This is a genomic window from Pseudomonas sp. KCJK8993 (assembly GCF_046230915.1).
GTDB lineage: Bacteria > Pseudomonadota > Gammaproteobacteria > Pseudomonadales > Pseudomonadaceae > Aquipseudomonas > Aquipseudomonas piscis.
This window is the reverse complement of the sequence record NZ_JBJJLO010000101.1, coordinates 1-24,396: the sequence shown is the minus strand read 5'-3', so window position 1 is coordinate 24,396 and position 24,396 is coordinate 1. Positions and strand designations below refer to the sequence as shown.

The 24,396-nt window shown below is 61.4% G+C and carries 31 protein-coding genes and 3 pseudogenes; 7 read left to right on the top strand and 27 right to left on the bottom strand.

All coding sequences use genetic code 11. The annotated features are described in order from the left end of the window. Positions 1-495, top strand: a pseudogene (locus tag ACK6AU_RS24935) (Fic family protein); the annotation flags it as partial. A 25-nt stretch (positions 496-520) separates the two neighbouring features. Here ACK6AU_RS24935 and ACK6AU_RS24930 read toward each other — a convergent pair. From ACK6AU_RS24930 to ACK6AU_RS24810, 25 genes and pseudogenes are all read right to left on the bottom strand, one after another. Next, positions 521-1,240, bottom strand: a pseudogene (locus tag ACK6AU_RS24930) (hypothetical protein); the annotation flags it as partial. A gap of 841 nt (positions 1,241-2,081) precedes the next feature. Further along, entirely contained in the window at positions 2,082-3,053 is a 972-nt protein-coding gene (locus tag ACK6AU_RS24925; RefSeq protein ID WP_409302037.1) for a hypothetical protein, read from the bottom strand. Next, entirely contained in the window at positions 3,026-3,730 is a 705-nt protein-coding gene (locus ACK6AU_RS24920) for a hypothetical protein (RefSeq protein ID WP_409302035.1), read from the bottom strand. Before ACK6AU_RS24920 ends, ACK6AU_RS24925 begins: the two co-directional genes overlap by 28 nt. Further along, positions 3,727-4,257 (bottom strand): DNA-binding protein, encoded by a 531-nt coding sequence (locus ACK6AU_RS24915; protein WP_409302033.1) that lies wholly within the window; start codon positions 4,255-4,257, stop codon positions 3,727-3,729. The genes ACK6AU_RS24920 and ACK6AU_RS24915 overlap by 4 nt, the downstream gene beginning before the upstream one ends. Then, complete coding sequence (locus ACK6AU_RS24910; protein ID WP_409302031.1) at positions 4,254-5,177, bottom strand: hypothetical protein; 924 nt, start codon at positions 5,175-5,177, stop codon at positions 4,254-4,256. Before ACK6AU_RS24910 ends, ACK6AU_RS24915 begins: the two co-directional genes overlap by 4 nt. Further along, on the bottom strand, positions 5,174-5,545 hold the full coding sequence (locus ACK6AU_RS24905) for a tail fiber assembly protein (protein WP_409302029.1): 372 nt from the start codon (positions 5,543-5,545) through the stop codon (positions 5,174-5,176). Before ACK6AU_RS24905 ends, ACK6AU_RS24910 begins: the two co-directional genes overlap by 4 nt. Beyond that, positions 5,542-7,479 carry a phage tail protein gene (locus ACK6AU_RS24900; RefSeq protein WP_409302027.1) on the bottom strand — a complete coding sequence of 646 codons (1,938 nt, stop codon included), beginning with the start codon at positions 7,477-7,479 and terminating at the stop codon, positions 5,542-5,544. The genes ACK6AU_RS24905 and ACK6AU_RS24900 overlap by 4 nt, the downstream gene beginning before the upstream one ends. A 9-nt stretch (positions 7,480-7,488) precedes the next feature. Further along, on the bottom strand, positions 7,489-8,013 hold the full coding sequence (locus ACK6AU_RS24895; RefSeq protein ID WP_409302025.1) for a phage tail protein: 525 nt from the start codon (positions 8,011-8,013) through the stop codon (positions 7,489-7,491). Continuing rightward, positions 8,006-9,181, bottom strand: a complete 1,176-nt coding sequence (locus ACK6AU_RS24890) for a baseplate J/gp47 family protein (RefSeq protein WP_409302023.1) — start codon at positions 9,179-9,181, stop codon at positions 8,006-8,008. The genes ACK6AU_RS24895 and ACK6AU_RS24890 overlap by 8 nt, the downstream gene beginning before the upstream one ends. Next, positions 9,178-9,495 carry a DUF2590 family protein gene (locus tag ACK6AU_RS24885; RefSeq protein WP_409302021.1) on the bottom strand — a complete coding sequence of 106 codons (318 nt, stop codon included), beginning with the start codon at positions 9,493-9,495 and terminating at the stop codon, positions 9,178-9,180. The genes ACK6AU_RS24890 and ACK6AU_RS24885 overlap by 4 nt, the downstream gene beginning before the upstream one ends. Further along, positions 9,492-11,474, bottom strand: a complete 1,983-nt coding sequence (locus tag ACK6AU_RS24880) for a phage tail tape measure protein (protein WP_409302019.1) — start codon at positions 11,472-11,474, stop codon at positions 9,492-9,494. Before ACK6AU_RS24880 ends, ACK6AU_RS24885 begins: the two co-directional genes overlap by 4 nt. Positions 11,475-11,480: 6 nt before the next feature. Next, entirely contained in the window at positions 11,481-11,621 is a 141-nt protein-coding gene (locus ACK6AU_RS24875) for a DUF6890 family protein (protein ID WP_176707090.1), read from the bottom strand. 23 nt (positions 11,622-11,644) lie between these two features. Continuing rightward, positions 11,645-11,938: a putative phage tail assembly chaperone gene (locus ACK6AU_RS24870; protein ID WP_409302017.1), complete on the bottom strand. Its 294-nt coding sequence runs from the start codon at positions 11,936-11,938 to the stop codon at positions 11,645-11,647. Continuing rightward, entirely contained in the window at positions 11,935-12,420 is a 486-nt protein-coding gene (locus ACK6AU_RS24865) for a lysis system i-spanin subunit Rz (protein WP_409302015.1), read from the bottom strand. Before ACK6AU_RS24865 ends, ACK6AU_RS24870 begins: the two co-directional genes overlap by 4 nt. Next, complete coding sequence (locus ACK6AU_RS24860; protein WP_409302013.1) at positions 12,417-12,947, bottom strand: lysozyme; 531 nt, start codon at positions 12,945-12,947, stop codon at positions 12,417-12,419. The genes ACK6AU_RS24865 and ACK6AU_RS24860 overlap by 4 nt, the downstream gene beginning before the upstream one ends. Next, positions 12,944-13,240: a hypothetical protein gene (locus tag ACK6AU_RS24855; RefSeq protein WP_409302011.1), complete on the bottom strand. Its 297-nt coding sequence runs from the start codon at positions 13,238-13,240 to the stop codon at positions 12,944-12,946. The genes ACK6AU_RS24860 and ACK6AU_RS24855 overlap by 4 nt, the downstream gene beginning before the upstream one ends. Beyond that, positions 13,237-13,446, bottom strand: a complete 210-nt coding sequence (locus ACK6AU_RS24850; protein WP_409302009.1) for a TraR/DksA C4-type zinc finger protein — start codon at positions 13,444-13,446, stop codon at positions 13,237-13,239. Before ACK6AU_RS24850 ends, ACK6AU_RS24855 begins: the two co-directional genes overlap by 4 nt. Then, positions 13,446-13,895: a phage protein gene (locus ACK6AU_RS24845; protein ID WP_409302007.1), complete on the bottom strand. Its 450-nt coding sequence runs from the start codon at positions 13,893-13,895 to the stop codon at positions 13,446-13,448. Before ACK6AU_RS24845 ends, ACK6AU_RS24850 begins: the two co-directional genes overlap by 1 nt. 4 nt (positions 13,896-13,899) lie before the next feature. Then, positions 13,900-15,015 carry a DUF2586 domain-containing protein gene (locus ACK6AU_RS24840; protein ID WP_409302005.1) on the bottom strand — a complete coding sequence of 372 codons (1,116 nt, stop codon included), beginning with the start codon at positions 15,013-15,015 and terminating at the stop codon, positions 13,900-13,902. Positions 15,016-15,026: 11 nt separating this feature from the next. Continuing rightward, positions 15,027-15,707 (bottom strand): phage virion morphogenesis protein, encoded by a 681-nt coding sequence (locus ACK6AU_RS24835; protein WP_409302003.1) that lies wholly within the window; start codon positions 15,705-15,707, stop codon positions 15,027-15,029. After that, complete coding sequence (locus ACK6AU_RS24830) at positions 15,697-16,143, bottom strand: phage tail protein (RefSeq protein WP_409302001.1); 447 nt, start codon at positions 16,141-16,143, stop codon at positions 15,697-15,699. The genes ACK6AU_RS24835 and ACK6AU_RS24830 overlap by 11 nt, the downstream gene beginning before the upstream one ends. Further along, positions 16,140-16,601, bottom strand: coding sequence for a head completion/stabilization protein (locus ACK6AU_RS24825; protein WP_409301999.1), 462 nt, complete (start codon positions 16,599-16,601; stop codon positions 16,140-16,142). Before ACK6AU_RS24825 ends, ACK6AU_RS24830 begins: the two co-directional genes overlap by 4 nt. 99 nt (positions 16,602-16,700) lie before the next feature. After that, the gene (gpM, locus tag ACK6AU_RS24820) at positions 16,701-17,423 is read right to left on the bottom strand and encodes a phage terminase small subunit (RefSeq protein WP_409301997.1); all 723 of its coding nucleotides are present in this window, start codon (positions 17,421-17,423) and stop codon (positions 16,701-16,703) included. Next, on the bottom strand, positions 17,420-18,442 hold the full coding sequence (locus ACK6AU_RS24815) for a phage major capsid protein, P2 family (protein ID WP_409301995.1): 1,023 nt from the start codon (positions 18,440-18,442) through the stop codon (positions 17,420-17,422). Before ACK6AU_RS24815 ends, gpM begins: the two co-directional genes overlap by 4 nt. Beyond that, positions 18,442-19,389, bottom strand: a complete 948-nt coding sequence (locus ACK6AU_RS24810; RefSeq protein ID WP_409301993.1) for a GPO family capsid scaffolding protein — start codon at positions 19,387-19,389, stop codon at positions 18,442-18,444. Before ACK6AU_RS24810 ends, ACK6AU_RS24815 begins: the two co-directional genes overlap by 1 nt. Before the next feature lie 160 nt (positions 19,390-19,549). On the opposite strand from ACK6AU_RS24810, the gene ACK6AU_RS24805 reads away from it, so the two are divergent. The 3 genes from ACK6AU_RS24805 (at position 19,550) to ACK6AU_RS24795 (ending at position 22,722) form a co-directional block, all read left to right on the top strand. Continuing rightward, on the top strand, positions 19,550-21,607 hold the full coding sequence (locus ACK6AU_RS24805; RefSeq protein ID WP_409301991.1) for a terminase large subunit domain-containing protein: 2,058 nt from the start codon (positions 19,550-19,552) through the stop codon (positions 21,605-21,607). Then, the gene (locus ACK6AU_RS24800) at positions 21,519-22,385 is read left to right on the top strand and encodes a phage portal protein (protein WP_158552879.1); all 867 of its coding nucleotides are present in this window, start codon (positions 21,519-21,521) and stop codon (positions 22,383-22,385) included. The genes ACK6AU_RS24805 and ACK6AU_RS24800 overlap by 89 nt, the downstream gene beginning before the upstream one ends. Positions 22,386-22,461: 76 nt before the next feature. Then, positions 22,462-22,722 carry an ogr/Delta-like zinc finger family protein gene (locus ACK6AU_RS24795; protein WP_401261700.1) on the top strand — a complete coding sequence of 87 codons (261 nt, stop codon included), beginning with the start codon at positions 22,462-22,464 and terminating at the stop codon, positions 22,720-22,722. A 40-nt stretch (positions 22,723-22,762) separates the two neighbouring features. Here ACK6AU_RS24795 and ACK6AU_RS24790 read toward each other — a convergent pair whose 3' ends face one another. Then, positions 22,763-22,945 carry a hypothetical protein gene (locus tag ACK6AU_RS24790; protein ID WP_409301989.1) on the bottom strand — a complete coding sequence of 61 codons (183 nt, stop codon included), beginning with the start codon at positions 22,943-22,945 and terminating at the stop codon, positions 22,763-22,765. Positions 22,946-23,030: 85 nt separating this feature from the next. Further along, entirely contained in the window at positions 23,031-23,555 is a 525-nt protein-coding gene (locus tag ACK6AU_RS24785) for a helix-turn-helix domain-containing protein (protein ID WP_409302040.1), read from the bottom strand. Between ACK6AU_RS24785 and ACK6AU_RS24780 the strand changes: the two genes are divergently transcribed. The 3 genes and pseudogenes from ACK6AU_RS24780 to ACK6AU_RS24770 all read left to right on the top strand — a co-directional run. After that, complete coding sequence (locus ACK6AU_RS24780; protein WP_060842886.1) at positions 23,472-23,672, top strand: DNA-binding protein; 201 nt, start codon at positions 23,472-23,474, stop codon at positions 23,670-23,672. The genes ACK6AU_RS24785 and ACK6AU_RS24780 overlap by 84 nt on opposite strands. 29 nt (positions 23,673-23,701) lie before the next feature. Further along, positions 23,702-24,175: a YmfL family putative regulatory protein gene (locus tag ACK6AU_RS24775; protein WP_409301987.1), complete on the top strand. Its 474-nt coding sequence runs from the start codon at positions 23,702-23,704 to the stop codon at positions 24,173-24,175. Beyond that, positions 24,175-24,396 (top strand): annotated as a pseudogene (locus ACK6AU_RS24770) (hypothetical protein); the annotation flags it as partial. The gene ACK6AU_RS24775 and the pseudogene ACK6AU_RS24770, both read left to right, overlap by 1 nt.

Sequence of the window (24,396 nt, the reverse complement as noted above, 5' to 3'; positions counted from 1 at the left end):
TCTTTGTTTTATTGGTTTTTGTTTAGGTATGATTTTGCTGCATTTCGTTATATAGCTATAAGCACTTTGCTTAAAGCTGCTCCAGCTAAATATGGAAAAAGCTATCTTTATACCGAGACTGATGAGATGGATCTCACTTATTTTGTCGACTATCAGTGTCGCATAATTGGACGCGCCATCAGTGATTTTAAATCCGCTTACGAAGAAACGTTAGATGGAATGAATAAGTTTAACTCATTTCTTTATGAGTCTGGTCTTTATGGAAAGCTAAATGATAAACAAAAAACTGTCTTGCAAGTTGCAAGAAATGGTCGGGTTTTAGAGTTTACCGCAACAACGGTGAAGGACAACTTAGGATGTTCATATAATACTGCTGCGTCTGTTCTGAATGGACTGGTTGAGCATAAGCTGTTTCAGAAACGAAAAGAAGGTCGCGAGTGGCTATACACCATGATGCCGACTAGCCAGATCATTAAGAGTTGGACTGAAGTTTAGGTTCTTTTTGGGGAGCTAATAGGTATCATAGAGTTATATCCACGAGCTTCATGTGGAGCTCGTTAGAATATAACGCTGCAGCGTTAAACTTATCGTGATTATTTGGGCGTTGGACAGGGGCATGGATGTGATTGGCTAGTAGGGCATTCATCTCATCCAAAAGCTTTATCAAGTCACATAACACATTCAACATGTTCACATCTTCCGACCCGCGCCAGGCCTTGGGTACCTGCAGGCGCTGACTGATCCCGCTCACGCTCTTGCGCAGCCCTTGGATCTGTTCCTGTAGGTCACCACCCACCGTGGCGTTGAGCCTCTGCCCCACTACCAGATTCAAGTCGTGGCCGGTGGCCTGGTGCAGGTCATCCACGGCCGCCAGGCTGGCGGACCCGCCGGAAAGCAGCTTGAGCGCGCCCATGGCCTCTATCTTCTTGACCCCTCCCACTGACTCGGTCGAATGGTCGTCCACCGTCTTGGTGTGATTCTGGAAGCGCTCGGCGTTGTCCAGGGCTTCCACCTCGCGCTCGATCGCCTTGCCCTGGATCTTTCCATCGGTCTGGCGTAGCCAGTTGCCGTCGGCATCGACGCGCTGCTGGCAGGCCTCGCTGTGCTGCCACACCTGGTCACCTTTCGGCACTCGGGGCAGGCTCAGGCCATGCGGCAGGATCTGCTGGATAAACGGCTTGTGCGGCAGCCCATAGGCGAAGCACACAACCATCGTAGTGTTTTCCTCAGGGAAGCCGAACGCGGCGTGATGATTGAGATGTGTGAAAGTGAAAACAGGGGCCGAAGCCCCTGCCTATTTCCGCTATGGTTGCAACAAGATGCGTACTAAACGAATTGACCAGTACGCGGCTTGCAATGCACGGATCAACTCTTCGGGAATGTAACGATAAAGAACTTTCATCGTTTAAACGCTCCGCTAAGTGAATGAAAAAGACTCCAGCTAATGGAGCCGCCTCCCACCACCTAGCGTGCGCCTATGCCTGTGAGCTCCCAACTAGAGCAACTTGCGTAAGAACTTACGCATGCTGCACACGGTTCGCTCGGTTGACTGAGGGCCTGCTAGACCATAACCTTCGAAATGCGAGTAACAAAGGAAATGGCTGAAGCGGTGGTTGAGAGCATCTTCTGGTTTTTTTGGAGCCGGAGCAACCCCAGGTTTCAGCACGAGAAAAGCCCAGTCCTAGCTGGGCTTTTCTCGTTTTTCAGGTTCTATAGTGTGAGGCTGGACTGGATCACCCCCGGAAACAAAGGGCTTTGCTCAGGTCACTGCCCTAAAACCTGAATTACTATAGTGTTTGCAAGTGTTTACATATGTAAACAGCACGCCCAAAAATTTTCAGACGAACGGTAGAGCCATGTCGCGACATAACGACATAGTTATGCCGATATTAACTATTCAACTGCCTTAAAAAACCAATCGCATTTTTTAGCCGCTAAAAAACACATCCAAAATGTGATGAAAAAACGCACTCAAAAAATCACGCCAAATAAGTAACTCACAATACAAGCACTATTTTGGTTGCACGAAACGACGACGAAAATTTCATCACTTTTTTGCATGCATAAACTGACGCTGAAAATCAAAGCGTAATGGGCCTCAGCTTGGCAGCAAGCGCTCCAGCTTTCGCCGCGTCGGACGTGAAGGCAGCGGCATTGCTCGGGGGTGGCGTTGGGCCATGAGTATGCCCAGCCAGTTGCGCATTCATCTCCTGCACCAGGTCCAGCAGGTCGCACAGCACCTGCAGCACATTGACCGACTCCGACCCCATCCAGGTCTTGGGCGCCTGCAGGCGCTGACTGATCCCCACCACGCTCTTGCGCAGCCCCTGGATCTGCTCCTGCAGGTCGCCGCCCACCGTGGCGTTGAGCTCCTGCCCCACCACCAGGTTCAAGTCGCGGCCAGTGGCCTGGTGCAGGTCGTCCACGACCGCCAGGCTGGCGGACCCGCCCGACAGCAGCTTGAGCGCGCCCATGGCCTCGATCTTCTTGATCCCGCCCACTGACTCGGTCGAATGGTCGTCCACTGTCCTGTTGTGATTCTGGAAGCGCTCGGCGTTGTCCAGAGCTTCCACCTCGCGCTCGATCGCCTTGTCCTGGATCTTTCCATCGGTCTGGCGCAGCCAGTTGCCGTCGGCATCGACGCGCTGCTGGCAGGCCTCGCTGTGCTGCCACACCTGGTCACCTTTCGGCACCCGGGGCAGGCTCAGGCCATGCGGCAGGATCTGCTGGATAAATGGCTTGTGCGGTAGCCCGTAGGCGAAGCACACCACTACCGTGGTGTTTTCCTCGGGAAAACCGAACATGCCGGCTTCCTGGCCGCCCATGGGCGCCGGCAGCGGCAGACCGGCCAGGATCGGCAGATCCGGATCCGGTTCGCCATCGGGTAGCAGTACCTGGACGTCCACGCCGTAGCGCGGCCGGAAGTCATCGCACAGCCCGGGCGCCGCCGGCGCATCTGGCACCGCGACCACACGGCCGAAGCGTGGCAGGTGATAGCCGCCGGTGAGTTCGGGGAACTGCCGCTCTACGCTGCGGCGGATTGCGTCGTCCATTTGATGGCCATCTGGTTGCCGGCAAGCGTCACGCTGGTGACCCGCTCGCCCTGATTGAAGGTCGCGCCCGGGCGCAGTCCTGGAAGAACCGCGATCATGGCGCTCTGATTGCCCTGGTAGCCGTCGAACAGCTCGATGGGCAACTGCAGTGGTGCGCGGGTGCCGAAGAAGCTATCCGCCCAACTGCCCACAAACACCTCGCCGTCGCCCTGCTGCTGCCAGATAAAATCGGGGATGCCAAACACCTGGGCCAGGCTGTCCATGGCCAGGTATCCGCTGGCCAGGCTGTAGAAGAACGGGGCCTTGGCCTGGGCATAGGGCTTTTCCGGCACCCGGAAGCGCAGCCCGGTCTTACTGCTGATCGCCGCCAGGACACCCCGCAAATCGACATGCCGCAGGTTCAGCGGCAGAGGGTTGGCCAGGATCGCCGCCAGTTCGCGGCAGACCAGGATCTGCTGCAGGCCGTTGACCGCGGTCGATCGCTCCACGTAGCCGATAAAGTGACGCTGCAGCGTGCGCTCGTTGTAACCGATATCGAACGTCACCAGGCCCTTGACCGGTGCTCCGGCCTGGACTGTGAAGGTGGCACGGCCCGGGCTCTTGGCGTCCAGCCGGACGTCGTCCTTGACCAGGTCGTAAGGCTTTCCGCCGATCGTCAGCACCTTGTGCAGTTTCACGACTTGCCCCCCAGGTAGTCATCCACCCTTTTCAGGACCGATTCAAAGCCGGTCAGCTCCTGGCCAGCCTCGCCGCCTTCGCCTCTCACGCCTTGCCCTGGCGCCGACTGCGCGCTGACCCCATTGCCGGCGCGGCGCTTCTCGACTTTCTCCGGGTTCGACAGCTTTTCGGAGAGCGTGAACTGCACCAGCCAGGCGGCCAGCGAATCATCCTCGCGGGCGCTCACGCCTTCGGAGAACTGTACCTCGCGAATACCGAAGGCGGCGGCCGTGTCGTTGACGATCCGGTACAGCTTGAGCCGCCCGCCGCCGGAGGTGGCCTCGGCCAGGCGCATCAGGTCGCGCAACTGGCCCTGGTTGACGTAGGGGATCATCAGGGCAACCGTCAGCGTCTTGGGCTTGAAGCCCTTATGGGCGGTGTCGGTGTTGCTGGTCTGCCCTGACAGGTCGTCGCTTTCGATCCGTAGGTTGGCGGTGATCTTCATACGTTTGCCCAGCACCTGCTGGCCATCGAGTAGCAGCGTCATAGGCCCACCAGTTCACGAACGAAGCTCAGGCCTTCCAGCGAGCCCACCAGCAGCACGCCGGCACATAGCACCCACTCATGCCCCGGTGCCACGCCTTCCAGCAAGGCCCGCCGCAGGTCGCCCGGGCCACCGGGACCAAGCAACCGGGCGCGCATGCTATGGTCGGCATTGCCTCCGGCCAGTAGGGCTTTCAGGTCGTCTAGCTGCTGATCGCGGCCTTTCTGCTGGGCGGCCTTGCGCTTGGCCAGGGCCGCCAAGTCCCCCATGGGCGAGCTGTCGGCCGCGTAGCCTTCTAGGACGGCAATCTGCCCCGCCATGGATTGTTTGGCCGCCTTGATCAGGGTGCAGCGCTCCAGGGGCAGATCCGCCCAGCGCGGCAGGGTGCCGGCCGTGGGCATCACCCACTTTTCCGTCTCCAGTTTGGCCAGGTGATCGGCGCGGCGCTCAGCGCGCACCAGGTCAGGGATCGGTAGCAGTGCGTTGAAGCGCGCCAGGGTCTTGGCCAACTGCTCATAGCGCGTGCCGAGGAACAGCACCGACAGCGCGTAGTGCTGGCCAATCGGCAGGCCGCTGTCGGCACTGTCGCCCAGTTTGAGGGCCAGCTGCTGCAGCAGGTTGGGGGCCGACAGGTAGAGCTGATTCCCCCGCCCAGTGCCCACGCCGCTTTGAAATGGAGTCACGGCCAGGCAGGCCGGCGCCTGGCCCATCTGGCTGGTCAGGGCAGCTCTGCCGACGGCGATCGCCTGTTCAGCTGCTGCGCCGACCGGCCCGGGATTGGTGCTGGTCATGCCATCCAGGCCTGCCAAGCGTTCGGCCGTGCTGGCCAGCTCTCTGCCGGCCAGGCCTTGGGCCGCTGACAGGTCACCCATCCAGCGGGTGGCCTGTTCTGGCCAGCGCATGGTCACCGGTGCCCAGGTCATTGTTGGCCCTCCCAGGTCGGCGCCTGGGGTGGGGATGGCCAGCGGATCTCTACCGGGAAGCCTGGCTGCTGCTCAATCCTGTTGAGCCCGACACGGTAGAGCTTCCACAGTTTCAGGCGTTCAAGTTCGTCAGCTGTTGCCGTGTCGGTGTCCACGGCGTCCTGCAACGGCCCCATGCTCAAGGCTGCGCTGGAAAGGAGCTGATCCCGGAGCTGTCTCGCAGATGCGGCCAGCTCTTCCTGGGTGGGCGGTAGCGGCTCAGTCGGTGGCGGCTGATCGTATGAGTAGTGTTCATCAGGCCCAACGTCACTGGGAGCATTGATAGCCCGCCAACCCAGGCCGCTGTTTTGTACTGCGTAGCCACTCATAGACCATCCTCCCAGCCGAAAACGTAGAGACGCGAAGCAACCGAGTTCGAAGCCCAATAGATCTGGGGCTCCTCGAGCACGATCACACCCTGCAAGGAAGATGGGACCATGGCACCCGAAGCCGAGAGCCCGACCGGTGGCGGGTTTGTTGTGGATGCATAGGGGCCGTAGGAGTTGTTCGGGGCGACCAGGATCGCGGCGGACGTGGCCAGCGGCAGGCTCAGCGACAGAATGATCTTGGTCGCTGTCACAGGGACGAAGTCGCTTGTTCCAATGGGTACGCCCCCAGGGCTGGTCGGATTGCCGGCCGTCCCGCTGGCCATCAAGCGCAGGGCTGGAACGTTGCTACCGGCTGCGACTTTGTACTGAACCGTCCGGTCCCGCTGGAGAAACGACAATGGGTAAGGCGCGCCCTGTTTGTCAGTAAGGGTCCAGCCCAGGCGCGCTTTATGTGTAAATCCTGCTGGCAGAAGTGGCGCTGTAGCGCTCAAGGAAAACAGGCCCGCGGCTCTAGCGCCGTTCCAGATCACCCAGACGCTGTACCAGGTGTTGTTCTTCACCACTCCCGCGTCCAGCCCGCCCAGTCCGAGCGCGGCAAGGCTTGGGCTGATGGATACATTCTTGATCACCAACTGCTGGCCAAGGCCGTTCTTAACGCACACCTCGTCAGCGGTGGCCTTCACATAGGAGTCCGTGCCAGTGGCGGACACTCTCAAGTTTGTGGACGCCCCCGCGATGCCATCCATGGATACCAGGTTCGAAATGGCGTTGATCGTCACGTCGGCGGAGCCATCGAAGTCCACGCTGCCGCTCATGGCACCGCTCAATGAGATTTTGCGTGCCGTGGCGAGCTTCGCCGCTTTCCCGACCACGGTAGCGCCGGAGACGATATTGGCGATCGCCGCCCAGATCGGCGCGGCCACGGACTTCAACGCCCTAGTGGTCGCCAGAATCGCGCTGCTGTTGGTTTCCGGGTCGTCGCTGATGGCGTTGGGTAGGTTCCCCAGGCCCACGTCCTCCTTGGTCGTGGCCCGGGCGCGTAGGCCCGGGTAGTCGCCATGCCGTGCGGCGAAGTGTTGAATCAGCGGGCTGTCGATCGGCTCGACTGCGCGACGGTCAACAACAGTCGTTCGGTCCGGAATTTCGGCCAGTAGCACACAGTAGTGCTTAGCGCCGGCACTGTCGGTGTAGTCCGCAGGACCAGTGGCATAGATCACCTTCGCAGCCGCCACCACATCGTTATCGACGCGCTGCAGGGCTACGTCCAGCCAGGCACGGGATGGGACTGGTGGCGAACCCACAGGTAAAGGCGCCTTCAGCTCGACGCGAATACCTTCCACATAGGCCACCCCGGTCCTGAGCTGATAGCTGTCATTGACCTTTTCCAGCAATAGACCATCAGCCAAAAAACACCGACGGCCGAACACGTCACGGTTGCTTTGGCGCTCGCGCTCATCGATGCCGGCCAGGCGCACGGTAAAGTCATGTTGCCAGGTGGTGGCGTCGATAGTGACGCCGGTCAGCGCCTGGGCGCCGTCGAACACCAACAGGAAGTTGCGGGTCAGGTTGTTGCCGATCTGCAATGGCGGGATATTCCGGCGTTTCTGCTGCAGCGGCACATGGGCCACAGCAAATAGAACGCCCTCGTCCGTCTCCAGGCCGATCCAGTTAAAGTCCCAATCTCCCACGTCCGAGCCCACTTGTGCGCTGTACACCACCTGGTTGGGGTTCACATAGCCGGCTTGCTTGTCTCCGATCGGGTGGGTGTGGACGATCTGCGCCGGTGCAGGTTTGGCGGCGGCACGGTCCACAGGGCCGTTTGGGTCCAGTCCGGGCACGTTGGCGAACAGGAATCGAGCGACTTTAAGGCCCGCGTGCGTGGCTTGTTTCTGGGCGATCAGGCTTTCACCTGCAAGGGTAATGCTGGCTCCCATGGTGGGCTCCTACAGGCTGGCGACCAGTGTTTGCTGGTCGTCGTGGAAGTGAACAAGGGCGACCGACAGCGGGACGGGGGTGATGGTCGAGAAGTCGTAACGACGGCAGGTGCGGCCGTACTGCTGAATCAGCACGCGCAGCAGCTCGGGGTTCTGCGCCAGTTGGGAGTCTGTGAGGCGCAGTAGGACCACGTCCCAGTCCCGGCCGGGTTGGCGCTCCTCGATCTCGACGTAGCCCACACCGAGGCGCTCCAGGATGCGTTTCATCCCGGCGGTGCTGCCGGCATCCACGGCGTTGATAAAGGCGTACTTGACCCGAAGCCGGTAAAGGCCCTCGGGCTCGCCCTTGAAGCGGGTGATATCGCGCTGCCAGGCCAGCAGGTCGAGCACGACCAGGTGACAGGTGTCCGCGTCCATCTGCAGCAGTGGCCAGCGCAACCAGCCCTCGACCTTTTCCCACCAGCCCTGGGCCGCGTCCTTGAGCTTGGTCAGCTCAGTACCGGCCAGCCAGAACTTCAGATTGAGCTTAATCATGCAGCACCACCTGCAGGCTCTGGATGCGCGGGATATTCAGCTCAGCGAGGATGTCGTCATTGGCAAACTGCAGCGACTCAATGCCGGCGAATTGCTGGTGCAGTTCTTCGCCCAAGCGGCTGAAGGAAAACCGCGATTGCGGATAGGTCAGGGTCGGCTGGTAGTCGCTGGCGGTGCTCTCGCGAAAGGCGGCGCGGATGAACTGCTCGACCTCGTCCTGGAGCTTTTGCCGCTGCTCACCGGTGAGCGTCGATCGCGGCCAGATCTCCAGCTGCAGCGCGTGCAAGGTTTCCGGCATCACCGTCACCAGCAGATCGTCGCCGTGGCCATGGTTGCCCTGGTCGCGGATATGGGCGTTGATCTGCTCCAGGTACGTCGCCGCCGGCACCCCGGCTTCGAACAGCACAAAGGCGTTGGCACTGCCCGGGCCACGGGGCGCGCCGTGTTCGAAGTAAACCCCATCCGGACGCACGCCCGGGAAGGCTGAAATCATGGCCCGATAGACCGCGTCGGTGTGCCACTGGTTGACCGCCGAGAACTGGTTGCGCACCCGCAAACGCAGCTCGTCGTTGCCTTCAGAATCTGCACCTGGTGCAGTCAGCCAACTGTCGTTGTTGACCACCTGGGCGATGCCCGGTACCGGAACCGGCAAGATGGCGTAATACCCCGGGGCGAGGTTGTAGCCTGAGCCTGTATCGCTGGCCTGCACCGGGATCTCCAGCTGCATCAGCCCGTCAGCAAACACGCCGGTTTCGGTGGTGGCCAGCTGGTAAACGTGGCCATTGATCGCTGCAGACTGGATCAGGGTGCCCGCCGGCACGATCAGGGCGCCACCTGCCCCCGTACGGGTGAACAGAATCTTGCCCTGAGCCCTGGTGGCGCCCTTGCGCTCGACGTTCACCGCCCAGGCCAACATGTCCAACCACGCGCCGCTGGCGGTCTTTACAAAGAAGTTCGGCAGGACCGACTGGACGACGAAGTCCAGCAGCCACAACACCGGCTTGGTCACCAGGGCGGTGACTACCCGCCAGAACGGCGAATAGGCGCTGGTGTTGCTCAGCTTGCTGCCCTGGGCGGCCACTTCCTTCTCCCAGGCCTGACGCAGGCCGGCCTCGGTGATCGGTATACCGGCATCACTCAGCGCCTGCTTGAAATCAACGTCGCTCACAGGGTCACCTCTACGTCACCGAATTTCAGGGTTTTGGTCGTGACCAGGTACTGGCCCGGCTGCAGCTGGGTGATCTGCGCCGTACCGGGCACCAGGCGTTCGTCGGCCTCCACCAGCAGCTCCAGTTGCTGGATGCAGTCGCGTTGCTTAAGTCGGTCGCGCTCGGCGACAAGGGTCACCAGCAGGCCGCTGTCGCGGATCATGTGAGCAATGTCCTGGGCGATGCTGGCCCGGTCTTCGATCAGCAGCGGCTGTCGGGACGGATCCAGCAGCAGGTCGTTGTCCTCGATCCAAAGGTCTATGTATTCGCTCATCCGGACACCGCCATGCCCATCATGTTTTCCAGTTCCAACGGGGTCATGGCCTTGCCGGTGTGGATGTTCACGTTCTCCACATGGGTTCCTTTGTTCTGGTTGCTGGTGTTCTGAATGCTGGTCAGCAGGCCGCCAGGCGGCACCGCGTTAGGCCGCGTGGGAGCAATTGAGGGGATGGCCGCGCTGATGGTCTGTTGCGCCTTCTGTGCAGCGCTGGCGACGTCTGCGGCGTTGGTCGCTTGCTCGGCGCCGGGGATCGTCGGCATGTCGCCCAGGCGGGCCTCGATGTTCACGCCGGGGATGCTGTTGATCATCTCGATCAGGCTATTGATGGCCTTGTAGAACACGCCCACGATCGCGTCCCAGGCGCCTTTGGCCATACCGGACCAGCCGCCCATCGAATCGAACCAGGCCGACAGCGCCTGCAGCTTCTCCAGGACCCACTTGAAGGCCTCGGTGTTCATCAGGGCACCGGTCCACTCGTCCCAGTAGTACACGGCGGCGATCACGATCGCGACCAGGGCGGCAATGCCCATCACCACCACGCCGATCGGGTTGGCCGTCAACGCCACGTTGACCAGCCAGATCACGCCCTGCCAGAGCATCATGGCCACGCGAATGATGCCCATCGTGGTGTAGAGCACTGTCAGGCCCGCGACATAGGTAGCGATCACCGCCGCCTGCAGGAGGAATCCGGCAATGGTGCGTAGGTTCAGCAGTTGAACCACTTTCCAGACGGTAATGATGGCCATCCAGGCCATACGGGACGCCCCGACTACAAACGTCAGCAGCGACATGGCGGCGATGATGGCCAGCACGCCGAGGGTGGCAATGCCCACTACTCGGGTGATGTTCGGAAACAGTTGAGTCCAGCGGGTCAGTGTGCCGGCGATGCCGGACAACTTGGCCATGAGCGGGGTCAGGATCGGGATCAACGCTTGCCCGAAGGCGATCCGCAACGCCTCGACAGCGGCTGCGAACTGCTGCCAGGGATCGACCATGGCCTGGGCCATCTTCTCGGCATCCTCAAGCCCACGGACTTTGCCCAGCTTGTCCAGGCCCTGGCGCAGCCGGTCGGTGTCTTTCGCCAGTGCGCCGATCACCTGGGCGCCCTCGCCACCGAATGCGTCCAACAGCTTGGTGCCGGCCGATGCGCTGTTGAGGTCGCCCAGCTTGCCCTGCAGCTTCTCCAGGATCTGCAGCATCGGCAGCACCTTCCCTTCCTGGTCGGTGAACTTGATCCCGAGCTTGTCCGAGGCGGCGCCGATGTTCTCGAAAAACGCCTTGTACCGGCCGCCGGCGTCGCCGCCTTCCATGGTGCTGCTCAGTGAACCGATAACCGCGAACTGCTCGGCAATGTCCACGCCTCCGGCAGTGGCGATCGCTCCCACTTCCTTGAATGCATCCTTGAGCTGGGCGCCGTCGGTGCGGAACAGCTGCACCGCCAGGGCGGTCTGGCCGCCCAGCTTCTCGACCCACTCGGCCTTGCCCATGGCGTCGGCCTGGACCTTGAACAGGTTGTACATGGTGCCCACGTAGGCGCCCAAGGTTTCGGCGTCGGACTTGGTGGCCTTGGCCAGCAGGTTGCTGGTGTTGGTGAAGGTCGCCAGCTGGCTGCCCGTCAGGCCCTTAATGGCGCCCTCGATGCTGTACGCCGAGGCTACGAAGTCCCGGGCGTTCTCGCCGTAGGCCACAGAGAATTCAAGCGACTTTTGATTGAGCGCGGTCAGCGCGTCTTCGGCCACGCCCAGGGAACGGACCTCGCCCAGCGCGCGATTCATCTCCAGGGCGGGCTGCAGCGACTGATTGATACCGACGAAGGCGCCGGTCATGCCGGCCAGCCCCAGGCCCATGGTCTTGATGTTCTTTTCGCTTTGCTCGGCAAGGTTCGAAAAGCCCATTTTCACCTTGCCCAGAGGTGCGGTGACCTTGTCGGTCAGGGCCAGGATGAAGTCCAGGCGGGCGCTGCGGTCAGCCATGCTCAGTTATCCGTTCAACGCATGGGCAATGCCGTTTGCCACGGCAATCTCCATGCGTCTCCAGTGCTCGTTTTCAAGCCACTGCGCCGTCCCCATGTTCTCGATCGAAGGTTCAGCGCCAGGCAGCCAGCGGTTGGTGAGGGCCATCAGCTGGCCCAGGCCGTCCTCGGTCAGGCGGTCGGCGTGGTCGAGGGCTTTTTTACGAGCACTTCAACGTCCGGGGCGAACTCTTCCAGGAGCGCGCCGGCCATTTGCATGGTCAGCACCGGGTTGACCTGCAGCTGCTCGCGCAAGCCGGCCCGCTGTTCCTGGTTGACGGTGGTGCTCAGCAGGTTGAACGACGGCGCCACCTTGTTGGTCGCGGTCATGGCATTGAAGTACTTGGTCACGTCCTGGGGCGACAGGGAAAAGCTGAATTCCTTGTCGCCGACTTCCAGAGTGATCTCGCGGCTGTTGGTGGTCATGGTGTTGCTCCGTTGGGTTGATGGGTACAAAAGGTGCGAATGTGGTCCTGCAGGCCCAGGATCATTTGCCGACTGAGGGCGAGCTGGTCCCGAAGGGCGAAATAAGCCGGTCGAGCGTCTGCTGCGAGTTCGGCGGCGACTGCATCAGCCACGCCGGCGCCGCCGGAGCGGTCGGGCATTGCGGGACAGGTGGCGTTGACGTGCAGCCGCTGATCGCCGCCATCAACAGCGCGCTGCAGATCCTGGTTGCGTTGCCATGCATGGTTCAGTTCCTGGGTGTGTTGGGTGTCGAGGGCTGTTGCCTTGGCCAAGCGCTCGCCGGTGATGCGGGCGGCCTCGCGAAGTCCTTGGGTTTCGTACTGCGCCAGGTCTCGCTCCGATCGGGCGTTGTCTCGCTGCTGCAGGACCAGGTTGAAGGCGAACAAAGCCGAGCTGGCTGCCAACACCACGACCATGAGCAGGCGAAGTGGGGAAAAAGTCATCGGGCGCACAACTCCGCTTCAGCCAGTCGGCGCCGGTGTAACCCGGGCACCAGCCGCTTGTTGCCCTTGGCGTCGGTGACATAAGCCCATACCGGGCGGCCATCCGTGCCCCAGGCCAGCGCCTTGCAGCCTGCAGCGATGTTGCCGGCGTTGATGAGCGCCACGGCACGGCTCGCGCATGTCGAGGGCACACCAACGTTGTGACCGTGGCTGTACAGCGCATCGAAGGTGTTCTGGCTGATGTCCTCGTTAGTCAGGCAGTCGGCCAGGGCCAGCTGGCCCTTCTGCACCACCAGTTGCTCCACTTCGGCGCAGCGTTCTGGCGACCAGTAGTCACCGACCACAACCGGGTAGGGGCTGGTGTGGCGAGTGATACCCGCGCAGACGGTCGGCAAGCCCCGGGCCAGCTTGTCGGCGTAAACCACGTTCTGGCCCTCACCTTCCCACTGCCCCAGGAACGCCATCAGTGAAGTGCTGCCCAGGACCAGGCCAGTTGTGCCGGCCAGGATCTTGCGGCGCAAGCTCATGGGAACACCAGGCGCAGCAGGTGTGGTGCGACCATCTGCGCGACAACGGCCAGGACCGAGATGATGGCCAGCACCCGGGTTACCTTTGTACCGATATCGGCCACCGTGGCGGTCAGTTGCCGCTGTCCTTCGTTGATGGCGGCAAGCTGGTTCGCCATGTGTTCGAACTCCCCTTCCAGGCGGGTGACGCGACCAGGGACCGATTCGTGATGCGTGACCAGGTCGGCCAGGCGCTGTTCCAGGAGAGCCACGCGGATCTCCATCTTCGGCTTCTGCAGCGTGCGTGCTGTCATCGTTGGGGGCGCTCGAAAAGGGATTGGCATGGGGTACAGCGGGTCTTGCCGCCCAGGGCCCGGCGTTCCTCCGGAATGGGCTCTTCACAGTCCTTGCAGTGGGTGCGGCTCGGTCCGCTCGGTTGCACTGTGGCGAGCTGGGCGGAGATCGCTTGTTCCCTCTGGCGCTGCTCCAGCGCCTGGGCGCGTTCGAACAGGCAGGCCATCAGCGCAGGCCCTCGATCTCGGCAGCAGCCAGGTACGGCACGCCGTTGACGCGAATGAAGTCCGGACTGGTGACGTCGAACGGCACTTTGTGCTTGGTCTTCTCGCCGCCCTTGGGGTCCACACTGAGCAAGCTGGACACCTTCAGCCGGCAGCCGAAGGCCTCGATGCGCAGTTCTTCCTGGCCTGCCTGGGCGAAAAACACCACGTCGAAGGGTTCTAACTGGCGGAAGCTACCGGCGGTGCGGGCGGCCTCGATCAGCAGATTGAAATTGTTGCTGTCGAACTCGAATTCACCACTGGCCGCCACGTCGCCGTCCACGTAGCCATCGGGCACGCCTCGGGACTGCGCCACAGCGGTGTTGTCGGTGATATCCAGGGTGCAGCTCTCGACGTGGGCCTGGAGATCCCCCAGGGCAATGTCGAAGTTCTTGCCGCCAATGCGGGACATGGGGTTACTCCTGGTTGTCGTTGGAAAGATCCAGGGCAATGTTTGCCGTGAGGTCTTTCGGGCAGTTGAGGGGTTTGATTTTCAAGAACAGCTCCACGCTGGTTTTGCTTTTCCAGACCAGGACCACGTCGCCGTCCTTGGGCGATTCGATCTCACCGGGGAACACCTGGCCGGCAAAGGTGGTGGACTTGGCCATGGCGCGCAGGGGCTTCATAAAGGCGCTGACAGCGGCGGCCATGCTCGCCGGCGAGTTGTTCAGGCGCCGATCGGCGACCCGGCGAATCAGCAGCGGCCGAACCTGGCGGGCGGCTTTGTCGGCCAGGCGCAGGTACTCGATTACCTGGTAATCGCTCGCCGGTGCGTCCAGCATGTTGCCGTCGCCCCAGTACACGCCCGGGTAGTCCGGGTAGGTCTGCGGCACCGAGTAACGGGCCTTGTCCAGCTCGGCCAGGATGGCGCTCGGCAGTGGGATGCCCTCCTTGTCCTGGGGCGTCTCGCCCAGGCCCATCAGAGCGCCGCTGGCCACGCGCATGGGGCTGTCGGCGATGCTCACCGCCGCATTGGCCAGGCGGCCGGCCAGCACGCCCAGGTCATTGCCATGCAACTGCGGAACGACCAGGACACGCGGGGCCAGCAAGTCCTTGGTCAGCGCCTTGCGCTCGCCCAGGTACTCGTTCCAGGTCTGCTGGACCGTGATGCCCACGGCGGCGGCCATCACGAACAACCGACGCCCGTAGGTGTTGGCGATCTCTTCGGCCGCGTCATGCATGGCCGACAGTTCGGCGGCGGTGGCCACAGGCTTGGTGATCACCACGCATTCGACCGAGAAGCCTTGCTGCTGGGCCTTTTCCAGGGCAGCGGTCCAATCACCGTCTGCAGCGATCGGCGCAGCCACGCAGGCCCAGCGGTCGCCGCCGTTCTGGCGTGCGGCGGTGATCTGGGCTTTCAGATCGTTAGGGGGAATGCCCAGCTGGGCGTCCAGGTCGCTGTCGGTGTTCAGAGGGATCAACTGGCCGACGTTCTTAGCGCCGGGGCCGATGATCAGGAAATAGCGCTCGATCTCGGTCACGGCACCCTGGCCGAGGTTGAGGTTATGAACGCTGACTTTGCCGAGTGCCATGCTGTGCCTCGTTAGCGGGGAGAGTTGAGGATTTGTTGCAGCACCTGGTTCACCAGCAGGCTGGTATCCCGTTCGCTGCTGGCGCCCAGGAACTGGCGCTTGGGCAGGGTGATTTCCCAGCTCTGCGCGCCGGTGCCTTCGGCCTTCTCGTCGGAAAGAATGCGGATCAGCAGGCCCGCCTGGGCGTACCCGACGTGTTCCTGTATCCAGGCCACGGCCGGCCGGGACAGGCCCTTTCTGCCCGCCTGGCGAACCTTGAAGCCCAACCGGCGTAGGCGTTTGGCTTGCTTGTCCGTCGCGGCCAGGCCTTCCGGGACTTTGTTCCACCGACGCATCTGCGCGGCGGTGCGGCGTTCCGACTCGCCGTTGTGCTGCTGGGCAGCCACCCAACTGGTGAGCCCGTTACGCCATCCGAGGGTGGCCTGGTCAGGGCTAACCCGGGTCACCTGCAGCAGCTTGCCCAGGCCGGCCTCCATCTTCTTTTTGCCCATCTCGGGGTTACTCCGAGGGGCAAACGGGGAGCCGTCCAGGTTCTGCTGTTCGCGGATGCGCTTACGGGACATGCTCCGCACGCGCTTGGAAACGTTGTTCAGCAGCCGCCGGCGCAGCTGCGGCGGCAGACTGAGCAAGGCCAGCTGCTCGCGCACGCCTAGGTAACCGCGGGCGTCCAGTTCAAAGGTGCTACGCGCCATGGCTGCGAACCTCGCCCTGTTCTGCAGTCCACAGTTCGAAGTCCACCAGGCCCCACTTCTTGCCCAGGGCATCGATCGGGCCGTTAGGGTCTTCGGCCAAGTGCTGGGGCTCGATGAACTCCAGGGTCAGCTCGACGTCGGCCAGGTCGTTGTCCAGTTGCTCGACCACGAACGCCGGCGCCGGCAGGTCGTCGTCACGGTCCGGGTCGTGGGCTTCCAGCCAACTGCCCACCAACGCCATCAGAAGCGCCGGGTTTTCGGCGAACCGCTCCAGGACCAGGACAGCGCGATAGCGCATATCGCCCATGTGCAGGCCCTTGGCGCCGTTCTTCCAGATCAGGTCCAGGTTCACCTGCTCGGCGAAGCTGTCGATCTGCTCCGGCGCCACCAGTTGGCGGTCGATCAGAAAGCTGGTCAGAGCGCGTAGCTTGTTCATAGCAAGGCCGCCGTGATGCGGCCACGGCCCTGCAGGGCGCGCACGGCCTGCTGGCTGAAAGCGAGGAAGGTTTCCGCTCGCTCCGGGGCTTCCTTGCCGGTGTTCTCGGCGCTTTCGCGGCGGTTCACCGTGGCGAACTGGGGCAGCGCCTGGGCCTTGGCACGGTTGTACACGGCGCGCTTGTAGAGCTTGGCCTTGAAGGCTCGCTCAGGCAGCAGCAGAGGGGCCGCGGTTTCCACGTTGGTGATGCCGACGGCTTGCCAGCGGGCCTTGCACTTGGCCAGGTCAGCATTGACCTCGACCATGGCCATGGTCAGGGTGTCGGTCAGCAGCTCCACCAGGTACTCCGCCGGCAGGCGCTGTTCCTTCTGAAATTCCGACAGCGAGAGGTCCGGCCAGAAGCCGTCGTTCTCGATCGTCAGGTCCACAAAGGTGGTGGGTTTCCCGGAAAAGCTCATTGCTGGCCGCTCAAATAGGGCGGGAAACACCGTTTCAACGGGGCGGGCCATAAATGGCTGACTCGTTTCACGGGTTCCCGCTGGGGGGGTAGTCGTTGGTTACTGGGCGCCGGTGGCGGCCTCTTGCTTGCGCAGGGCCTTGCGGCAGTTCTCGATCCGGGTGTCCACGCCGACCTTGGAATAAAGCTGCTGGGCTCGCTCCAGGTGCTGCAGGGCAGTGGCCCACTCCTTGGCTTCCTGAGCACGGATGCCGATCAACTTGTGGAACTTGGCCGGGATCTGCTCCGTCAGCTGCCATTCGCCATCCACGCGGGGCAGCAGATCGGACAGATAGGGCTCAGGGCTGCGGTTGGCCTTGTACTCGTCATAGGCCCATTCGCAGACCGCATCAGCGACAAAGGTCTGGATGTCCCGGCGCCTGAAACGCTCGGGCATCTGCTGGCCTTGGGCGATGGCGATATCTGCCAGCTCCAGGCCATCCTCGAACTGGGCGGTATCGAACAGCCAGACGATCACCTGGACCAGCACGCGATTGGCAAAGACTTGGCCGGATTCGACGTAGCGCTGGACGTACTCCTGGTACTTGGGCAGCAGCTCGCGGCGCTTGAGATCCTGGCGGGTGGCCAGGCCCTGAATCGCGCTCAGGCGCTCCAGGTCCTGGTCCAGGGCTGCTTCCATCAGCGCCAGGTGCTTGCGGGCGTTCGCGGGGCTGCTCAGGGCCTCGTTCGGCGAATAGGGCAAGGCATTGGCGGCGGCAGTGCTTACCGCTGCTGCTACGCCTTCGGCCAGGATGCGCCGCTTGTGTTCCAAGGCCAGGCTCACTTCACAAGCTCCACGGAACTCGACTCCAGGCCAGCGAACTTGCCGAGTTGCTCGATCACGTAGCCCTCGTTACGCCCGTTGAAGTCCTCGACACGGGAGCGCTTCGGGTTCTCAAGCAAGTGGCGGCGCCAGCTGGTGTCCTGGAAGTAGATGGACAGGTTGTTCCAGGAGGTGACCACGATGCCTTTGGGCGGAAAGAAGGGAATCAGGAAGGACGGCAAGCCGCCATAGGTGGCGATCACCTGGGCATCTTCAATGCGTTCTTTCTCGGTTGGGGTCTGGCCCTGGGCCGCGTACAGCTTGCCCTTGTCGTAGGCCAGCAGGTCCGAGCCGATGATGGCCACCAGGTCGCCCTCGTCGCGGTATACCGGATCGATCATCTGTTTGACGTCATGCACCGCCGCGTCGAGGTTGGCGTAATCGCCGCCCTTGCCCAGCATGATTTTCTTGGCGGGATCGCCAGTGGACAGCATCTGTTCCGGGATCTGCTCGCGGGCGATCTGCAGCCAGCCTTTGTTCACGTCCTGGAGCATGGGGAACTTGGCCAGATCGGTCTGAGGGGCGGCGGTAACGCCGTGCCAGCCGGTCAAGATGCGATCCAGTGCGATCCGCTTCTGGACCGCCGCCAGGTAGCGCTGTGCAAAGTCGGGAAACTTCGACCAGGCGTCGATGGTGGCGAACTTCAAGGCAACGTCTGTTTCCGTGTGGAACAGTTCGTACATGTTGTGCTTGAGGTCCAGCAGGCTGCGCGGCTCGCGGTCGTTCTTGTCGGTATCGGTGCGGCTGGTGGCCGGACCGTTCAGGCCCAGCAGTACTTTCTCGCCCTTGATCTCGCTGACCGGTACCACGTTGATGCGTCCGAGGAAGTCCACGCGTTCGGTGATCTGTTCGTTCAGTTCCTGGGCGTGGGTCGGTTCCACGGCAAAGGTGCGGGCGGCGTCCCCGGCGTTGTACGCCTCGGCCAGATCTTGCTGGAGCTGCAGGTACTCCGCTGCAGCGCGTGGGGAAAGGGCGGCCATTAGCGCAGGCCCTTGCTACGTTGCTTGCCGGTGGCGCCGGTGGTGCGTGGCACCTGGCGACGGTTGGCGGGGGTGTTGAACATCTTGGTCATGGTCTGTTCCAGCTCGGCCATGCGAGTGCTCAGCTCCTTGATGTTCTTGCCGCCGTTTTTCTTGAACTCGCCGCGTTCCTCGTCGGCTTGGTCCACCACGTCCTGGACGGCGGAACCCACGGCATCGACCTGTTCCTGGGTGTCGCTGGTGTCCACGTCTTCCACGACGGGCTCCAGCACCGCCTGCAGGCCGGCCAGCAGAATCACGAATTGGTCATACAGCGCCTTGAGCGCCTTGGCAGTTGCTTCATCCATCGGTTTGTTCTCGTCAGGTGAGGGAGTGTCGGGGTTGGTGATGTCGGCGAAGCGCTTGCACAGGCCGCCCAGGGCGGAAAAGAAGCGGCGGATCTCGCTGTTTTGCTGGCTGCCTTCGCGCAGCGAGCCCAGGGCCATGGCGCTGCAGTAGTAGGAGGTTCGGGCGTAGCGGTACCCCTTGCGGGCATTCCGGGAGAAATACAGCTCCTGGGTGCCCAGGCTGGCTGGCGAGTCGGTGACAGCCAGGCCGGTGAGGTAGTAGCGACCGGTGTTGGCAAAGTTCGGCGTGATTTCCACGCTGGTGAACAGCTTTTCGCCCTGGTCGTTCAGCTGCAGCAGCTTGTCGTTGGGTTTGAGCTGCGCTTCCAGGGCCACCTGGCCAGGCTCCAGTTCGGGGTCGTCTTCTACGAGACGCACGGCATAGACAGTGCCGTGGGAGCCCGGCCAGCGTTCGTGTTCGCTCCAGATCACCGCCGTGTAAACCGACAGCTTGTAGCTGTCCGCGCAGTCGCGCAGTTCCTGAACTGTGATCTCGCGGTTATCAGCAGTCGGGCCGCTGACAGCTACACGCTTCCAGTAGGAGACAAGGGATCGGGGCATGGGTGAAGCGCTCGGTGGTGGTCGTTGGGCGCCACCTTAGGCAGCCGATCGGCTCCGGCCAATCGCTTTACTTCCGGCTTTCTCCTATTTCCCAAAGATAGGAGAAACAAGGTTTTTTACCGGGCGTTTCGCCGATGATCGCCGCATAGACTGCGGCCCCATGTACTACTCAACCGAAGTTAAAGAAGCCGCCAAACGCCTGTTTCTACGCCGCTGCAAGGCGAAGGAAATTCAGGCACAGCTCAACCTGCCCAATATCCGGATCGTCTATTACTGGATCCGCCAGGGCGGGTGGGAAGACATGCTGTCGGATGAAGAACCGCTGACCGCCGTCAGCCGGCGAATCACCCTGCTCCTGGAGAAGGCCACCAGCCTGACAAAGGACGACCTCAACGAGCTAGACCGGCTGACCACCATCCGGGAACGCCTGCAGAAGCAAGCCGCGAAGCCCTCGCCGGCCCCCCCGCTCGGCGACAACCAGGACGAGCCCCAGGAACCCCGTCAGCGATCGCGTGGCGAGCGGTCCTGCCGTGGTGAGGGGGGCGGCAAGAAGCGGGAGAAAAAGGCCAAGAACGACGTGAGCGACCTCACGGAAGTGGACTTCCTGGATAAGTTCATCTCCAAGATGTACGGCTACCAGAAAGAGTTATTCGCGGCCAAACAGAATCCGCTAACGATGCGGATCCGGAACGTCCTCAAAAGCCGCCAGGTAGGCCTGACCTACTACTTCGCCGGCGAGGCATTCATGGATGCGGTTCTGTCCGGGGATAACCAGGTCTTTCTGTCTGCCAGCCGCGCCCAGTCTGAGATATTCCGTAGCTACATCATCGCCTTTGCTCAAGAGTGGTTCGGCCTGGAGCTGACCGGCAACCCCATAGTCCTCAGCAAAAACGGCAAGCCTTGGGCCGAGCTGCGCTTTCTCAGTACGAACGGGGCGACCGCGCAGGGCTATCACGGCCATGTGTATGTCGATGAATATTTCTGGATCCGCGATTTCGAGAAGCTGAACAACACCGCCAGCGCCATGGGCACCCACTTCAAATGGCGCAAAACCTATTTCTCGACGCCCAGCGCGGTGTCGCATCAGGCTTATCCGTTCTGGAGCGGAGAGAAATTCCGCAACGGCAAGCACAAGGACGCCAAGAAGCCATGGCCCAGTGACGACCAGATCGCAGCGGGCGCGCTATGCCCAGATGGGCATTGGCGCAAGATCATCACCATCCTGGATGCGCTCGCCGGCGGCTGCGATTTGTTCAACCTGGAGCAGCTGCAGCTGGAGTATGACGAGGACAAATTCCAGCAGCTGTTCATGTGCAAATTCATTGACAGCACGCAGAGCGCGTTTTCCCTCAAAGACCTGGAACGCTGCTATTCCGACATGACGCTGTGGGACGACTACGACCCCGAGGCGGATCGCCCCTATGGCAGCAGCCCGGTATGGATCGGCTACGACCCAAGCCGCACCCGCGACGACGCCACTTGCGTGGTCATAGCGCCACCGCTGGAGGCAGGGGCCAAGTTCCGGATCCTGGAGAAGCACAGCTGGCGGGGCCAGTCCTTCAAGTACCAGGCCGAGCAGGTCAAGAAACTTACCGAGCGCTTCAACGTGCAGCACATCGGCATCGACACCACCGGCATCGGCTACGGCGTGTTTGACCTGGTGCGCGACTTCTACCCCCGGGCCGTCTCGATCCATTACAGCCTGGAGACGAAAAACCTCCTGGTACTCAAGGCCCAGGACACGATCCAGGGCAGCCGCATCGAATGGGACGCCGGTTGGACTGACATTGCCCAGGCCTTCCTCACGATCAAGCGCGGCACCACTGGCAGCGGTCAGGTGACCTACAGCGCGTCTCGCACCGACGCCACCGGGCACGCCGATGTTGCCTGGGCGGTCATGCACGCGCTCTACAACGAACCTTTGAACACCAACAGGCGGCGCCGTAGCCGCTACTTAACGAGCGGAACACATGGCCAGACCACGCAAAAAGAACCAGCCCACTCAGCAACAAACCCAACAGCCCACGCGCATGTTCACGTTCGGGGAGCCGGAACAGGTACTGACCGCCAATATCGGGGAATATCTGGGCGTGTTCCCCACAGACGACGGGCGGCTGTACAAGCCGCCGGTGTCGCGCGCCGGCCTGGCCAAGTTGCTGCGGGCCAACGCGCACCACGGCGCTATTCCGAAGTTCAAGCGAAACCTGTTGCTGCGTGAGTTCATCCCGTCAGCGGGCTGCAGCACACACACCATGGGGTGCGCGGCCCTGGATTACATGGTGTTCGGGGAGGCGTACTTCCTGGTCCACTTCAACTTCGCGGACCAGGCCCTGGAGCTTGAGCACTTGCCCGCCATAAACATGCGGGTACGGGTAGACGGCGGCTTTGTGATGCTGCTGCCGAACGGGCATCAGGAGGAGTTCGACCAGGATGAGATTATCCAGATCAAAGATTACGACGTAGAACAGAACATCTACGGGATTCCGGACTACTTGGGCGGCCTGCAGGCGCTGCTGCTCAATGAGGCCGCGACCTTGTTCCGCCGGCGCTACTACAGCAATGGCGCCCATGCCGGTTACATCTTCTACACCAACGACCCGAACCTGTCGGAGGAGGACGAGGACGACCTACGCGCACAGATCAGCGCAAGCAAAGGCGTGGGCAACTTCCGTTCAATGTTCGTGAACATCCCCGGTGGCCAGGAGAACGCAATCAAGATTATCCCGGTCGGCGACTTTCAGGCCCGGGACGAGCTGGAGAAGGTCAAGAACATCACCAGGAACGACATCATCGCCGCCTGGCGCATGAACCCGGCGCTGGCGGGGATTATTCCGGAAAACAGCGGCGGCTTCGGGGATATCGAGAAGATCGACAGGGTTTATACCAGCAACGAGATCAGGCCGATCTGTCAGCTGTTTGACCAGGTGAATGAACACCTGCGGGAGGACCGGAGAATCAACTGGACTGACCCGAAAGAAACAGGAATCACCACCTAAAAACAGGCTATTTGCAGTGAACACCTGGAAATCTGGCGGCATAATGATGGCAAGTAAACACCCTGGGGAGGGACACATGCGGATCTATTGCACGACTTGCGGCCACAAAGGGCGCATCAGCTCACGAGAAGAGGTAACCCGGACTTACGTGAAGCTGTACTGCCAATGTCTGGACGCAGAGTGCGGTCATACCTGGGTATCAACTCTGGCGTTTTCACACACATTGCGCCCATCAGCGCAGCACCTGGACACGCTTCTGGTGGATCGTTTCAAAAGCTTGCCGCCAGACCAACAAAAGGCGCTGTTCGAAATGATGAAAGGTCAGGCTGTAGCTTGAACAGTACCGCCGGCCGCAGCACGGCGGCGTGCTCACCGACTCAAGTAACCGAGTCGTCCGGATACTTGGCCAACTGTTCAATCAATCGCTGCACCTGGTGACGATCGCGGTCCGTCAACTGGCGAAGGCGCCGAATCAACCGGCGCTCATTTTCGCTCAGATCAAACCAGCGAGAATCGACCAGATCCAGACGCTTCTGCTCAGCTACTGCCAATCCCAACATGCGCTAACTCCTTGATATGCATTGTGGAGTTAGCGTTATCGGGGCTGACTAGGTGCACTAGAAGGGAATGCGAACGGACAAAGGTCTACTGGTCAGCGTCATCAAACATCGCTTTTAGGAAACGACGAAGTGCTCGTTGGTCCTGCTCAGGGATTTGACGGTACTGTTCAATAATTTGGGCTTCCTCGGGGCTTATGCTCCCACCAAGCGAACGCTGACCAGTCAGAACATAAACGACGTCGACGCCCAAGCCAGCTACAGCGTTGAGGTAAGCAGAATCTGGGTTCCTTGCGCCGCGCTCGTAGCTTCCTTGAGTGTTGCGATTCACCCCACCAACTTGGGCCAAATCATCTTGTTTCAGGTCCAGACGGACCCTTTCTGCGCGTAGCCGATCCCCAACTGATCCTTCAGCCGCTGATTCATATGCACAACTTTTCAAGCTTTTATCCTTTACAAGACCAATTTCGCGTGCATAATCACCTCGAAAGAACACAAAACAACTCATTACAACAGGAGGCAACACACTATGCCCGCGCCAGTTACACCGGAGCAAGCCCGCGCAGCGCTTGATCGGAAAGGGATGAGTATTGCGGAATTCAGTCGGATTCATAGCTTGAACAAAAATTTGGTCAGCGACCTTCTCAACGGTCGTCGAAAAGGTCGCAGGGGGGAGGCACACCGCGCCGCAGTGCTGCTCGGGATCAAAGACGGCGTGATTTCACAGTAAGGCCACCTCACCTCAAGGACCACTAGAACATGAAAAATCCAGTTCTACGCACTCGCAAGGAAGTAGTCAGCGCAATCATTTGCGCCTACCCGGGAGGCCGCATCCAGGCCGCCGAACAGCTCGGCTTAGGACTCAAGAAGTTCGACAACCACGCATACGAAGCCGCCCGTCCACTGACCGACGTCCAGCTGCGCCAGCTGGAGCTACAGACCGGCACGACCCATCTGCCGGAGTACATCGCGGCACTCTATGGCGGCATGTTCGTTCGTGTGACCGAGAAGGACGACCTGGATACCGTCGAGCTATACGCGATGTCGGTAAACGTCTCGACACGTCGCGGGGCGGTCGACCAGGAGATAGCTCAGGCACTGCAAGACGGTGTGATCACCACCGAAGAAGCCGACACCATCCTGCAGAAACACAACCGGCACATGGCTGCACGCCATGCCGAGGTCCTGGCTGCCATCCAACTGTTCAGCAAACGCAGCGAGGTCGTAGCGTGATGACCACCGACTATCAAGATTTTCTTAAAGCAGCGGCTCTGCGTTTCATTCTCCGCCACCAGTGCGAGCACTTGGGGCACGAGGACACCCTCTGGTATCGAGCGATGCAACACCTGGTACTTAGCTGCGACGCCGACGCAATGCTCGCAAGTAAGGCCGCCAGTCTGGCACTGGTCGAAGCGAGCACTGTACCGGACCGCCAACAGATGGATCTTGCCAAA